This is a genomic window from Kribbella sp. NPDC002412, from assembly GCF_053592935.1.
The window spans coordinates 105,565-119,212 of sequence record NZ_JBSFBL010000002.1; the positions used below are offsets into that span (position 1 = coordinate 105,565).

A 13,648-nucleotide genomic window follows, 5' to 3' on the forward strand; every position below is an offset into this window, starting at 1 on the left:
TCCGGAGGGGTGGCGGCTGAACGGTGGGGGCAAACAAAAAACCTCCCGCAAGGTGCGAGAGGTCTGCGCGCTCAGGTACAGCTTGCTGAGCGCGCCTAGGGAATAATGACCCGGCAGTTCTTCATGACATTTGGCAGTCTGCCACAACATGTCCGGCAGGTGGCGGCGGCGTCTCGAATCACGAACATTCAGTACTGCGGAGTACCGCAGAGTTCAGGAATCAGGCGGTGAGCGACCAGCCCGGGTCGTCCCAGGCGGTGTAGAAGTCCTCACGGGTGAGCGCGCGCAGTCCCCACTCGTCGCGGTCGAGGGCCTGGTCTGTGAGCATGCCCTCATCGTCTTCGAGGCGCTGCCACCAGTACCGGGTCAGCGTCCCGTCCTCGGCCGCGCCGAGCTGGCGGACCACGACCCACTCCCGCTCGTGCCAGACCGCCTCGTACAGCCAGTCGGTGCCGTTGTCGTCGGCAAGCGCGCCGTACGTCCGCGGAGCGGTGCCGCGGTCCAGATCCCGGATCAGCTCGACGGTGGACCGGATCGCGGCCGCCGTCTCGGGCGACCAGCCGCGCCGCTCGGCGAGCTCCGCGTAGTAGGCCTCGACGTCGTCCGGGAAGCTGCTCATAGGCCCCGACCCTATCCAAACCCGGCTGTGGACAGCGACCGTCCGTCCGAACCACCCACCTGAAAAGATGCTGTGAAAAGCGCACCGGCTCGGCGATCGCGTTGCCGGCGGTTGCCCTCGGCATCTGGTTGCTGGCGGTCGTCGTCGCCGGGGTCGCACGTACGACGACCCGCACCTAGCAGATGCGGGTCGTCGTCAGGAGATGGTGATCAGCAGACGCGGGTCATCCAGCCGTGCGGGTCGGCCGCGCGACCGTACTGGACGTCGAGCAGGGCGCTGCGGACCGCGGCGGTGGTCGGTCCACCGTTGCCGTCGGCGACCTGGACCTCGCCGTCCTTCCACTTCAGCGACGCGACCGGCGTGATCACGGCCGCGGTGCCGCAGGCGAAGACCTCGCGGATCTTGCCCGAGGCGGCGCCGTCCTGCCACTCGTCGATCGAGATCTTGCGCTCGGTGACGTGGTGGCCGAGGTCGGTGACGAGCTTCAGGATCGAGTCCCGGGTGACGCCCTCGAGGATGGTGCCGGACAGCTCCGGGGTGACCACGGAGTTGTCGTCGAGGACGAAGTACAGGTTCATCCCGCCGAGCTCCTCGACCCACTTCTTCTCCACCGCGTCCAGGAACGCGACCTGGTCGCAGCCCTGCTCGATGGCCTCGGCCTGGGCGAGCAGCGACGAGGCGTAGTTGCCGCCGGTCTTGGCCGCGCCGGTGCCGCCGGGGGCGGCCCGGGTGTACTCCTCGCTCAGCCAGATCCGGACCGGCTTGACGCCGTTCGCGAAGTACGAGCCGGCCGGCGAGGCGATCGCGCAGTAGGTGACCTGGGCCGACGGCCGGACGCCGAGGAACGGGTCCGAGCCGAACATGAACGGCCGCAGGTAGAGCGACGTCTCGCCACCGCCGGGCACCCAGGCCCGGTCGATCTCGACCAGCTTGTGCAGCGAGTCCAGGAACGCCGCCTCGGGCAGCTCCGGGAGCGCGAGCCGGTGCGCGGACCGCGCGAACCGGGCCGCGTTGGCCTCGGGCCGGAACAGGTGGATCGAGTCGTCGGGATGCCGGTAGGCCTTCATCCCTTCGAAGATGGTCTGGGCGTAGTGGAACACCGCGGTCGCCGGAGACAGCTCCAGCGGTCCGAAGGCGGTGATCCTCGCGTCGTGCCAGCCGTTCTCCTTGTCCCAGGTGGCGATCGCCATGTGGTCGGAGAAGTTCTGCCCGAATCCCGGGTTCGCCAGGATCGCGCTGCGCTGGTCGTCGCTGGCCGCATGGGTGGTTGGCTCAACGGTGAACTGCAGATCGGCGCTCATGAGCGCACCGTACCTCTAGCGCAGGTGGTCATGCGAGCCTCAGCCTGCTGCCCGCTTGGCGATCGCGTCCCCGATCTCGGCGGTCGTCCGGGCGGCTCCGGTGCGCTCCTCGATGTCGGCCGTGACGGCCGCCTCGATGGCCGCGGCGGCCTCGGTCAGGCCGAGGTGGTCGCACAGCAGCGCGGCGGACAGGATCGCCGCGGTCGGGTCGGCCTTCTGCTGGCCGGCGATGTCCGGCGCGGAGCCGTGCACCGGCTCGAACATGCTCGGCGCGGTCCGGTCCGGGTTGATGTTGGCGCTCGCGGCCAGCCCGATGCCACCGCTGATCGCGGCGGCCAGGTCGGTGATGATGTCGCCGAACAGGTTGTCGGTGACGATCACGTCGAACCGGGCCGGGTCGGTGACCAGGAAGATGGTCGCCGCGTCCACGTGCAGGTAGTCCACCGCGATCTCCGGGAACTCCGTCGCCACCGCGTCCACGGTCCGCTTCCACAGGTGACCGGCGTGCACGAGCACGTTGTTCTTGTGCACCAGGGTGAGCTTCTTGCGCGGCCGCGCCATCGCCCGGGCGAACGCGTCCCGGACCACCCGCTCGACGCCGTACGCCGTGTTGACCGACACCTCGGTGGCGATCTCGGCCGGCGTGCCGACGCGCAGCGCGCCGCCGTTGCCGGTGTACGGGCCCTCGGTGCCCTCGCGGACGACGACGAAGTCGACCTCACCCGGGTTCGCCAGCGGGGAGCCGACCGACGGGTAGATCTTGGACGGCCGCAGGTTGACGTAGTGGTCCAGGGTGAACCGGAGCTTCAGCAGCAGGTTCCGCTCGAGGACGCCGGACGGCACCGTCGGGTCGCCGATCGCGCCGAGCAGGATGGCGTCGTGCTGCCGGATCTGCTCGAGCTCGCCGTCCGGCAGCGTCTCACCGGTGGCGTGCCAGCGCCGGGCGCCGAGGTCGTACTCGGTCCGCTCGAACGTCACGCCGTGCTGCGCGGCGACCGCGTCGAGCACCTTCAGCGCCTCGGTCGTCACCTCGGGTCCGATCCCGTCACCGGGAACGACGGCCAGCCTGAAGGTCTTCTGATCGGTCACTTCTTCGGTTCTCCGTTGTAGACGCGGTTGAGGGCTTCCTGGGCAGCCTTGACCTCGGTTGCCGAGTCGACGGTACGGCGGACCGGGCGACGGCGCCGGGCCGCCTTCCGCTCCCGGCCGTCGATCGCGGGCCAGTTGGCTGGGTACATGTCGTACATGCTGCACTCCGGTTGGTCGCGTCAACCGCCGGGGCGAACCGGCGGCTGCGGGCGGCATGATGCAGCCGAATTTACTCTGACGTCCGACTAAATCACCACTATGCGGGCAGCTTGTCCCGGGATGTGAGATGTCGGTGCCATGACTGGACCGATGCTGTGCGACTCTCACCCGGTGAGTGCTCCTCCAGAACTGCCGCCGCTGGTGTCCGCGGCCCTCAGCCTCTCCGGACGGCGTGGATTCGTCAGCTCGACCCGGAACGAGACCGGCCGGCTGCTCGCCAGCCTGGCGGCGTCGAAGACCGGCATCGTCGGCGAGCTCGGGACCGGCTGCGGTGTCGGCTCGGCGTGGCTGCGCAGCGGCGTCGGCGACAACACGAGGATCGTCACCGCGGAGAGCGATCCGCAGCTGGCGCAGGCGGTGGCGGAGCTGTTCGCAGACGACGACCTGATCGAGGTCGTCTCGGCCGACTGGACCGCGCTGATCGAGCGCGGGCCGTTCGCCCTGCTGTTCGTGGACGCCCGCGAGGCGAAGATCGGCGCCCGCGACATCATCGCCGACGTGGTCGAGCCCGGCGGGTTCGTCGTACTGGACGACTTCACGCCGTCCGCGGTGTGGCCGCCGATGTACGAGGGCCGGGTGGACACGCTGCGCCAGGAGTGGCTGATGGACAAGCGGTTCACCACCGTCGAGGTGATGGTCGCCGCGGACGCCGCCGTCCTGCTCGCCACCCGCCGCTGAGCTGCCACTCCGTCGCTGACATGCCACCCCGCCGCTGACATGAAGGCGGGCCCGAGTCATTGGACTCGGGCCCTGATCGGCCGCCATGCGCCTGCGGGCGGCTGACTACCTCCTAGTAAAGCAGTCGTTGTTTTGAATCAGTCGTCCAGGTCCACGGTCCGGGCGGTGTCGGCCTGGACCGCGGTGGCGATGTCGTCCAGTACGGCGGTCGGGATCGCGGAGTCGACGGCCAGCGCGACCAGCGCCTTGCCGCCCTTGCGGTCCCGGCTGACCTGCATGCCGGCGATGTTGACGTCCGCGTCGCCGAGGATGCGGCCGATCTGCCCGACGATGCCCGGCCGGTCCTCGTAGGTGAGGAAGGCCAGGTGCGCCGACAGCTCGATCTCGACGTCGAACCCGTCGATCTCGACCAGCCGCTCGGACTGCTTGACTCCGATCAGCGTGCCGCTGACCGAGACCTGGACACCGTCGGCGAGGGTGCCGCGCAGGGTGATCAGGTTGCGGTGCTCCGGGCTGTCGTGGTCGGTCACCAGGCGGACCTCGAGGCCACGCTCGGCCGCCAGCAGCGGCGCGTTCACGTACGAGACGTTGTCCTCGACCACGTCGGCGAACACGCCCTTGAGCGCGGCCAGCTCGAGCACCTTCACGTCGTACTGCGTGATCTCGCCGCGGACCTCGACGTCGAGTTGCTGCGCGACGCCGCCGGCCAGCGCGGTGAAGATCCGGCCGAGCTTCTCGGTCAGCGCGATGCCGGGCCGTACATCTTCTGCGATCACGCCGCCCTGGACGTTGACCGCGTCCGGGACCAGCTCACCCGACAGCGCCAGCCGGACCGACTTCGCGACCGCGATGCCGGCCTTCTCCTGCGCCTCGTCGGTGGAGGCGCCCAGGTGCGGGGTGGCGACCACGTTCTCGAACTCGAACAGCGGCGAGTCGGTGCACGGCTCGGTCGCGAACACGTCGAGGCCGGCGCCGGCCACCCGGCCCTCCTTGAGCGCGCTGTGCAGCGCCTGCTCGTCGACGATGCCGCCGCGGGCCGCGTTCACGATGATGACCTCGGGCTTGACCTTGTGCAGCTCCTCGTCGCCGATCAGGCCGATCGTCTCCGGGGTCTTCGGCAGGTGCACCGAGATGAAGTCGCTGACGGACAGCAGCTCGTCCAGCGTCGCGAGCCGGACGCCCATCTGCGCGGCCCGGCCGGCCTGCACGTACGGGTCGTAGGCGATCACGTTCATGCCGAAGGCGGCCAGCCGCTGCGCGACCAGGACGCCGATCTTGCCCAGGCCGACGATGCCGACGGTCTTCTCGAACAGCTCGACGCCGGAGTACTTGCTGCGCTTCCACTCGCCGTTCTTCAGCGACTGGTCGGCGGCCGGGACCCGGCGCGCGGCGGCCAGCAGCAGCGCGACCGCGAGCTCGGCGGCGGAGACGATGTTGGAGGTCGGCGCGTTGACCACCATCACGCCCGCCTGGGTGGCGGCCTTCACGTCCACGTTGTCCAGGCCGACACCGGCCCGGGCGACGACCTTGAGCCGCTTGGCCGCGGCCAGCGCCTCGGCGTCCACCTTGGTGGCGCTGCGGATCAGGATGGCGTCGACGTCGGCGATGGCCGGGATCAGCTCGGCGCGGTCGGCGCCGTTGGCGTGCCGGATCTCGAAGTCGGGACCGAGGGCCTCGACGGTGGCCGGGCTGAGCTCTTCGGCGATCAGGACGACGGGCCGGGTTACGTCAGTCATGGGAGAAGTCTCCTGCAGAAGCGGTAGGGGCTCGTGACATCAGAGCACCGCGCTGTGCCCGCTGTCACTGATAGTACCTTGTCGCCCCAACCACCCGCCTGGGCACCCAGGATCCGGTCAGTCGGAGTCGCAGCTCCGCGCGGGGACGACCTCCTTGCCCCCGCCGAGGCGGAGCCGGCCGCCCTCCCGGACGAGCCGGTAGCGCACGTCCAGCTGGTTGCAGGTCCCGCCGTTGGCGCCCTTGGCGTTCGGCGAGAACAGGACGTTGAAGGTCAACCGGACGTTCGCGCCGTCGGGGCCGAACCGGGTCACCTCGATGATCTTGGCGCCGAAGAAGTACGACGTCTGGTGGTTCTCGCGGTCTCTGTTCTCCGAGTAGCCACGAGCCATCGCTTCCGAGTACACCTGCTCCTGCAAGGCGGGGAAGTCGTGCCGATTCTCCAGGGTCAGGTAGTTGCCGAGCGCCTTCTGCGACTCCACCGCGAGCGGGGTCGCCGCGACCAGCAGCTCCGGGAGCATCGCGTTCTGCGGGCCGCGCGACCGCTCGCAGGTCCCCGGAGGTTCGGCGGTGAGGCCGACTGGCCTCGCCGCGACGTAGTCCTGCAGCTTGTCCAGCGGGACGATCGTGCTGGTGGTGATGGTGTCGCCGGTGACCAGGCCGACGACCTGGCCGGACTTGTCGACGACCGGGCCGCCGAGTTTGGCCGTGTTCAGCACCGAGCTGAGTGCCTGCGGCTGCTCCGTCGTACCGACCGATCGCGAGGTCAGCTGGCCCGCGGCGGTGTAACCGATGAGGGCCCGCTCGGCCTTCGGGTCGGGGTTCGCCGGCGCGAGCGGGACCGGCTCGACGTCCAGCCGCGTGATCATCTGCAGTACGGCGACCCCGTCCGCGCTGCTGCCGAGCTGGTTGGCCCGGCGGACCCGGCCGTCCTCGGTCTCGATCGCGATCGACAGCGGCTGCCTCAGCGCGGACGCGGCGGTCAGGATCTTGTTGTCACCGATCAGCACCCCGGTCGCCTCGCCGGTGCCCTCGCAGGTCGTGGCCAGGACGCGGACGACGCCGGGCTTGACCGAGTCGAGGACCTGCTCGGTGTCGAGGCGCAGGCTCTGGGCGCGGACGTACCAGCCGGCGCTCGCGCCGGCGCCCAGGATCAGCAGCACGATGACGAACCCGGCCAGGAACCGGCCGAACTTCCACGGCTGGCGCGGTGGCGGCTGCGGCGCCCGCGGCGTGCTGACCTGGAGCTGGGTGAGCGGCGGCGCGCCCGCGGGGACCCGCCGAGGCGGCCGCGGCAGCTGTCTGCCGTCCTCCACCACCGGTCACCTCCCCCACACCCGCATCGGACTCGTCACTGATTGTGCCAAAAGCACAGGTCCGGGCCACCCACCTGGGCGCCCCGGACCTGTGTTTGTCGCGCGTCAGCGGGCTGCGGTGCCCTCGACGTAGTCCTCGTCGTGCGACTTGACCCATGCCATCAGGCCGCGCAGCTCCTTGCCGACAGCCTCGATCGGGTGCGACTCGCTCTGCTTGCGGAACTCGGCGAACTCCGGCGCGCCGGCGTCCTGGTCGGCGATGAACCGGGCGGCGAAGGTGCCGTCGGTGATGTCCGCGAGCACCTCCTTCATCCGGGCCTTCACCGACGCGTCGATGATCCGCGGGCCGGACACGTAGTCGCCGTACTCGGCGGTGTCGGAGACCGACCAGCGCTGCTTGGCGATACCGCCTTCGTAGATCAGGTCGACGATCAGCTTGAGCTCGTGCAGGCACTCGAAGTACGCGACCTCGGGCTGGTAGCCGGCCTCGGTCAGCGTCTCGAAGCCGGCCTGGATCAGCGCCGACACACCACCGCAGAGGACGGCCTGCTCACCGAACAGGTCGGTCTCGGTCTCCTCGGTGAAGGTGGTCTTGATGCCGCCGGCCCGCAGGCCGCCGATGCCCTTGGCGTAGGAGAGCGCCAGGTCCCAGGCCTTGCCGCTGGCGTCCTGCTCGACCGCGACCAGCACCGGGACGCCGCGGCCCTCGGAGAACTCGCGGCGGACCAGGTGGCCCGGGCCCTTCGGGGCGACCATGAACACGTCCACACCGGCCGGCGGCTTGATGTAGCCGAACCGGATGTTGAAGCCGTGGCCGAAGACGAGCGCGTCGCCGTCGACCAGGTTCGGCTCGATCGCCTCGGTGTACAGCTTGCGCTGGGCCGGGTCCGGCGCGAGGACGACGATCACGTCGGCTTCCTCGCAGGCCTCGGCCGGGGTGACCACGCGCAGGCCCTGGGCCTCGGCCTTGGCCCGGCTCTTCGAACCCTCGGGCAGGCCGACCCGGACGTCGACGCCGGAGTCGCGCAGCGACAGCGCGTGGGCGTGGCCCTGGCTGCCGTACCCGAGTACGGCCACGTGGCGGCCCTGGATCACCGACAGGTCGGCGTTGTCGTCGTAGAACATTTCAGCTGCCACTTTGGGCTCTTCTCCTCTGTAGTGAAAATTCGGCGTGGTCGACTCAGCTGTGCCGGGCCACGGATCGGCCCGGCGGCGGCGCCGGGACCGGGTGCGATCGATCGGCGGCGGGCTGTGCCTGCACGTTCGGGGTGCCCGAAGCGACGTGCGGCGGTGGCACCGGGACCGGCCGCAGGGTGCGGTCGGAGATGGAGCGGCTGCCCCGTCCGATCGCCACCATGCCGGACTGCACCAGCTCGCGGACGCCGAAGGGTTCCAGCACCCGGAGCATGGCCTCGAGTTTGTCGGGATTACCGGTCGCCTCGATCGTGATCGCGTCCGGAGCCACGTCCACCACCTTCGCACGGAACAGCTGGACGGTCTCCAGCACCTGTCCCCTGGTCAGAGTGTCCGCCTTGACCTTCACCAGCAGCAGTTCGCGCTGCACCGTCTGGCTGGGCTCGAGTTCGACGATCTTGATCACGTTCACCAGCTTGTTCAGCTGCTTGGTGATCTGCTCCAAGGGCTGCTCGTCCACGCTGACCGCGATGGTCATCCGGGACACTTCCGGATGCTCGGTCGGGCCGACCGCGAGCGAGTCGATGTTGAACCCGCGCCGCGAGATCAGCGCCGCCACCCGGGCCAGCACCCCGTGCTTGTTCTCGACCAGGATGCTCAGTGTGTGCTTGCTCATCGACGTCCTCGCTTCGCTCCGGGCGCCGGCGCGCAAGCGGTTTGGCTCTGCTTTCTGATGCCTTCGCTTCGCTCAGTCATGTCTACAGCTCCTCGCTGTCCCAGGCCGGCGCCATGTCACGGGCGATCTGGATCTCGTCGTTGCTCATGCCGGCCGCGACCATCGGCCAGACCATCGCGTCGCGGTGCACGACGAAGTCGACCACGACCGGCGCGTCGTGGACCGCCATCGCCTTCTCGATCGTCGCGTCGACCGAGTCCCGGTCGGAGCAGCGCAGCCCGACCCCGCCCATCGCCTCGGCCAGCTTGGCGAAGTCCGGGATCCGGGCCGAGTGCAGGTCGGTGTTGGAGTAGCGCTGGTCGTAGAACAGCGTCTGCCACTGCCGGACCATGCCCAGCGACTGGTTGTTGATCACGGCAACCTTGATCGGGATGCCCTCCAGCGCGCAGGTGACCAGCTCCTGGTTGGTCATCTGGAAGCAGCCGTCGCCGTCGATCGCCCACACGGTCTTGTCCGGCCGGGCGACCTTGGCGCCCATCGCGGCCGGGACGGCGTACCCCATGGTGCCGAGGCCGCCGGAGTTCAGCCAGTGGCCGGGTTTCTCGAACGGCAGGTAGTGCGCGGCCCACATCTGGTGCTGACCGACGCCGGCGGTGTAGACGGCGTCCGGGCCGGCGATCTTGCCGATCCGCTCGATCACGTACTGCGGCGACAGCGTGCCGTCGTCGGGCTCGTCGTACGCGACCGGGTACTTCGCCCGGACCGCCTCGAGCTGCTTGCGCCAGCTGTCGTACGACGGGGTGCGGCCGGTGTTCGCGATCTCGGTCCGCAGGGCCGCGATCAGGTCGGTGATGACCTCCTTGCAGTCGCCCACGATCGGCACGTCGGCGGCCCGGTTCTTGCCGATCTCGGCCGGGTCGATGTCGGCGTGGATCACCTTCGCCTCGGGGGCGAACGAGTCGAGCTTGCCGGTCACCCGGTCGTCGAAGCGGGCGCCGAGGCAGATCAGCAGGTCGGACCGCTGCAGGGCGCCGACCGCGGACACCGAGCCGTGCATCCCCGGCATGCCGAAGTGCAGGTCGTGGGTGTCGGGCAGCGCGCCGCGGGCCATCAGCGTGGTGACCACCGGGATGCCGAGCAGCTCGGCGAGCTCCTTCAGCTCGGCGTCGGCCTGGGCCCGGATCACACCGCCGCCGACGTACAGCACCGGCTTCTCGGCGGCCGCGATCAGCCGGGCCGCCTCACGCACCTGCTTGGGGTGCGGGCGGGTCACCGGCCGGTAGCCGGGCAGCGAGAGCTCGGTCGGCCAGTGGAAGTCGACCCGGGCCTGCATCGCGTCCTTGGTCACGTCGACCAGCACCGGGCCGGGCCGGCCGGTGGCGGCGATGTGGAACGCCTCGGCGACCGTGGTGGCGATGTCGTTCGGGTCGTTGACCAGGAAGTTGTGCTTGGTGATCGGCATCGTGATGCCGCGGATGTCGGCCTCCTGGAAGGCGTCCGTGCCGATCGCGGCGCTGGCCACCTGGCCGGTGATCGCGACCAGCGGCACCGAGTCCATGTACGCGTCGGCGATCGGCGTCACCAGGTTGGTCGCGCCAGGGCCGGAGGTGGCCATGCAGACGCCGACCTTGCCGGACGCCGAGGCGTACCCCTGGGCGGCGTGGCCGGCGCCCTGCTCGTGACGTACCAGGATGTGGCGGATCTGGGTCGAGTCGAGCATCGGGTCGTACGCCGGGAGGATCGCGCCACCCGGGATGCCGAAGACGGTGTCCACTCCGGCATGTTCCAGTGCGCGGATCAGAGCCTGTGCCCCGGTCAGCTGCTCACTCATGAGTGCCTTCCTCTGTCCTGTCACGATTGGCTTGTCGCGACCGATCCATCCTCGCTCTTGCTTGTCGTCGTTGCGCATCTGGGTCGCAGATAGTCGCATTGGCAACAAAAAACCCCTTCCGCCGGGTTGGCTGAAGGGGCGCGCTCGACTCTGTGGTCGCGTCAGTCGGCGCGCCGCACAAGTACGAGGAGAATCGATCGCATGTAGGCAACATTCGCCGACACACCGCGACCGGGTCAAGTTCGACGGCTAACCGTCCCATGATCTGAGATGACTGTCTTAGATACAGACAGCGCCCTCAGAAGCTGAGCGGACCAGCCGGGTGTACTTGCCGAGGACGCCCTTGGTGATGTTCGGTGCTTTCGGGGTCCAGCCGGCCTTGCGCTGCTCGAGCTCCGCGGGGCCGACGTGGAGCTCGAGGGTGCGGTTCTTGACGTCGAGGGTGATCCGGTCGCCGTCGCGGACGAACGCGATCGGTCCGCCGTCCACGGCCTCCGGCGCGACGTGGCCGACGCAGAGTCCCGTCGTACCGCCGGAGAAGCGGCCGTCGGTGAGCAGCAGGACGTCCTTGCCGAGACCGGCGCCCTTGATGGCGCCCGTCACGGCGAGCATCTCGCGCATGCCGGGGCCGCCCTTCGGGCCTTCGTAGCGGATCACCACGACGTCGCCCGGCTTCAGGGAGGCGACGGCGTCCATCGCACCACGCTCGCCGTCGAAGACCCGCGCCGTACCCTCGAAGACGTCGGAGTCGAAGCCGGCGCTCTTCACCACCGCGCCCTCCGGCGCCAGCGAGCCGTGCAGGATGGTGATCCCGCCGGTGCCGTGGATCGGCTTGTCCAGGGCGCGGATGATCACGCCGTCGACGTCCGGCGGGGCGATGTCGGCGAGGTTCTCGGCCATCGTCTTCCCGGTCACGGTCAGGCAGTCGCCGTGCAGCAGGCCCGCGTCGAGCAGCGCCCGCATCACCACCGGGATGCCGCCGACCCGGTCGACGTCGGTCATCACGTAGCGGCCGAACGGCTTGAGGTCGCCCAGATGCGGCACCCGGTCGCCGATCCGGTTGAAGTCGGCCAGCGACAGGTCGACCTCGGCCTCCCGCGCGATCGCGAGCAGGTGCAGTACGGCGTTCGTCGAGCCACCCAGCGCCATCACGACGGCGATGGCGTTCTCGAAGGCTTCCTTGGTGAGGATCTGACGGGCCGTAATCCCCTTCTGCAGCAGGCCGACCACGGCCTCACCGGACTTGCGGGCGTACCCGTCGCGGCGCCGGTCGACCGCGGGCGGGGCGGCCGAGCCGGGCAGCGACATCCCGAGCGCCTCGGCGGCGGCGGCCATCGTGTTCGCCGTGTACATCCCGCCGCAGGCGCCTTCGCCGGGGCAGATCGCGCGTTCGACCGCGTCGACCTCGTCCTGCGTGATCAGGCCGCGCACGCAGGCCCCGACCGCCTCGAAGGCGTCGATGATCGTGACATCCTTGTCGCCGAGCCGGCCAGGCATGATCGACCCGGCGTACAGGAAGACCGACGCGAGGTCGAGCCGGGCCGCGGCCATCAGCATCCCGGGCAGCGACTTGTCGCAGCCGGCCAGCAGCACCGAGCCGTCGAGCCGCTCCGCCTCCATCACGGTCTCGACCGAGTCGGCGATGATCTCCCGGCTGACCAGGGAGTAGTGCATGCCGACGTGGCCCATCGAGATGCCGTCGGACACGCTGATCGTGCCGAACTCCAGCGGGTACCCGCCGGCGGCGTGCACGCCCTCCTTGACCGCCTTCGCGAGCCGGTCCAGGGACAGGTTGCACGGGGTGATCTCGTTCCAGCTCGATGCGACCCCGACCTGGGGCTTGGCCCAGTCGTCGTCACCCATCCCGACCGCCCGCAGCATCCCGCGGGACGCGGTCGCCTCGAGTCCATCGGTCACTGTCCGGCTGCGTGGCTTCACATCGACCATGGCCTCACTCTATGCAACAGCCGAGGAATGGATGCACGCGTGGTTCGCCTTGGCCCGGCTCGCGGACGGCCGGATCAGCTACCTGCGCGAGTACGCGACAACCGCCCCGCTGTACGACTGGACCGGCACCTGGCGTTAGGCCATTTGGCGGGTGACGGCGTTGGCGAAGGCGGTCAAGGGGTCGGGGTCGGCGGTGTAGCCCCAGGGGAGGGATTCGACGCGGCCTTGGGTGAGGGCTGCGTGTTCCATGGCGGCGGATCGCGCGCCGGCGACCTTGAGCGCGAAGGCCATCGCGCCGTGGGCGGAGACGTCGGCGGCTTCGGCGGGCCGGCCGCAGAGCAGCCATTTCTGGCGGGCCGCAAGGAGTTCCTCCCGGCGGTTGGCGACCTCGCGCGTCTCGACCCACACCTCGTTGACGACATGCGCGAACAGCGAGCAGAGCACGCTGCCGGGCTGCGCGTTCGTCACCACCTGACGGCCGAACCGGACGATCTGGGCGAGCTTCAGACCGGACCACTTCGGGGCCAGCGCCTGCACTCGCCCGCTGTGCGCCTGATAGCTGACCGGATTGCGTTCCATGGCCGAGCGGAAGATGTCGTTCTTGTCGTCGACTGACGCGTGCAGGCCGATCGCGACCCACTGCAGCACCTCCCACGGCACCGCGTCGTCCGGAGCCGACGCGATCGCGTAGTCCAGCACCTCGGCCGCCGTACGCAGTATGTCGTGGAAGGTCGCGATCCGCTGCTCGGAGACGTACTGCGCGAGTTGCCCGGTACGCACGCCCCACGCCTCGAAAACCAGGGTGTGACCGAGCCACACCAGCAGGTCCGGGTCGCCCGGAGCCGCTTCCAACCGCAGCTCGAGCTGCTCGCTGTGGCCGACCGCCGCCTTGCCGAGCCCCATCACCCGGATCGATCGCAGATCGGTGCTGTACGGCGTCGCGCTCAGCAAGGCGTGCCCGGCCGACAGATCCCCACCGCGCACCGCGGCGTACGCCGAGTCAAGCTCCGAGTCGGCCCAGGCTTGATCCAGCCGCAGCCCGTGCACCGCCTGCTTGCGCGAAAAGATCCCCATGGCCGCGATGGTAGGCCCGATTCCGCCCGC

At 69.7% G+C, this 13,648-nt stretch carries 13 protein-coding genes; 2 read left to right on the forward strand and 11 right to left on the reverse strand.

Going from position 1 to position 13,648, the window contains the following annotated elements:
• Positions 1 to 220: 220 nt before the first annotated feature.
• The 4 genes from ACWCOV_RS02300 to ACWCOV_RS02315 all read right to left on the reverse strand — a co-directional run bounded on the left by ACWCOV_RS02300 (position 221) and on the right by ACWCOV_RS02315 (position 3,167).
• On the reverse strand, positions 221 to 619 hold the full coding sequence (locus ACWCOV_RS02300) for a hypothetical protein (protein WP_449827398.1): 399 nt from the start codon (positions 617 to 619) through the stop codon (positions 221 to 223).
• Positions 620 to 828: 209 nt separating this feature from the next.
• Positions 829 to 1,920 (reverse strand): branched-chain amino acid aminotransferase, encoded by a 1,092-nt coding sequence (locus tag ACWCOV_RS02305; RefSeq protein ID WP_449827399.1) that lies wholly within the window; start codon positions 1,918 to 1,920, stop codon positions 829 to 831.
• Between the two features lie 39 nt (positions 1,921 to 1,959).
• Positions 1,960 to 3,009, reverse strand: a complete 1,050-nt coding sequence (locus tag ACWCOV_RS02310; RefSeq protein ID WP_449827400.1) for a 3-isopropylmalate dehydrogenase — start codon at positions 3,007 to 3,009, stop codon at positions 1,960 to 1,962.
• A complete protein-coding gene (locus ACWCOV_RS02315; protein ID WP_449827401.1) occupies positions 3,006 to 3,167 on the reverse strand; it encodes a hypothetical protein in 162 nt (53 codons plus the stop codon). Before ACWCOV_RS02315 ends, ACWCOV_RS02310 begins: the two co-directional genes overlap by 4 nt.
• Positions 3,168 to 3,339: 172 nt before the next feature.
• On the opposite strand from ACWCOV_RS02315, the gene ACWCOV_RS02320 reads away from it, so the two are divergent.
• Complete coding sequence (locus ACWCOV_RS02320) at positions 3,340 to 3,906, forward strand: O-methyltransferase (RefSeq protein WP_449827402.1); 567 nt, start codon at positions 3,340 to 3,342, stop codon at positions 3,904 to 3,906.
• A 137-nt stretch (positions 3,907 to 4,043) separates the two neighbouring features.
• Here the strand turns inward: ACWCOV_RS02320 and serA are convergent, their stop codons facing one another.
• The 6 genes from serA to ilvD form a co-directional block, all read right to left on the reverse strand.
• Entirely contained in the window at positions 4,044 to 5,642 is a 1,599-nt protein-coding gene (gene serA / locus ACWCOV_RS02325; protein WP_449827403.1) for a phosphoglycerate dehydrogenase, read from the reverse strand.
• A gap of 117 nt (positions 5,643 to 5,759) precedes the next feature.
• Positions 5,760 to 6,956 (reverse strand): S1 family peptidase, encoded by a 1,197-nt coding sequence (locus tag ACWCOV_RS02330; protein WP_449827404.1) that lies wholly within the window; start codon positions 6,954 to 6,956, stop codon positions 5,760 to 5,762.
• A 105-nt stretch (positions 6,957 to 7,061) separates the two neighbouring features.
• On the reverse strand, positions 7,062 to 8,081 hold the full coding sequence (gene ilvC, locus ACWCOV_RS02335; RefSeq protein ID WP_449827565.1) for a ketol-acid reductoisomerase: 1,020 nt from the start codon (positions 8,079 to 8,081) through the stop codon (positions 7,062 to 7,064).
• A gap of 55 nt (positions 8,082 to 8,136) precedes the next feature.
• Complete coding sequence (gene ilvN, locus ACWCOV_RS02340) at positions 8,137 to 8,766, reverse strand: acetolactate synthase small subunit (protein WP_449827405.1); 630 nt, start codon at positions 8,764 to 8,766, stop codon at positions 8,137 to 8,139.
• Positions 8,767 to 8,848: 82 nt separating this feature from the next.
• A complete protein-coding gene (locus ACWCOV_RS02345; protein ID WP_449827406.1) occupies positions 8,849 to 10,597 on the reverse strand; it encodes an acetolactate synthase large subunit in 1,749 nt (582 codons plus the stop codon).
• Positions 10,598 to 10,876: 279 nt separating this feature from the next.
• Positions 10,877 to 12,544: a dihydroxy-acid dehydratase gene (ilvD, locus tag ACWCOV_RS02350; protein WP_449827407.1), complete on the reverse strand. Its 1,668-nt coding sequence runs from the start codon at positions 12,542 to 12,544 to the stop codon at positions 10,877 to 10,879.
• Between ilvD and ACWCOV_RS02355 the strand changes: the two genes are divergently transcribed.
• On the forward strand, positions 12,543 to 12,683 hold the full coding sequence (locus ACWCOV_RS02355; protein ID WP_449827408.1) for a hypothetical protein: 141 nt from the start codon (positions 12,543 to 12,545) through the stop codon (positions 12,681 to 12,683). The two genes, ilvD and ACWCOV_RS02355, sit on opposite strands and share 2 nt — an antisense overlap.
• Here the strand turns inward: ACWCOV_RS02355 and ACWCOV_RS02360 are convergent.
• A complete protein-coding gene (locus ACWCOV_RS02360; RefSeq protein ID WP_449827409.1) occupies positions 12,680 to 13,618 on the reverse strand; it encodes a hypothetical protein in 939 nt (312 codons plus the stop codon). The two genes, ACWCOV_RS02355 and ACWCOV_RS02360, sit on opposite strands and share 4 nt — an antisense overlap.
• Positions 13,619 to 13,648 lie beyond the last annotated feature (30 nt).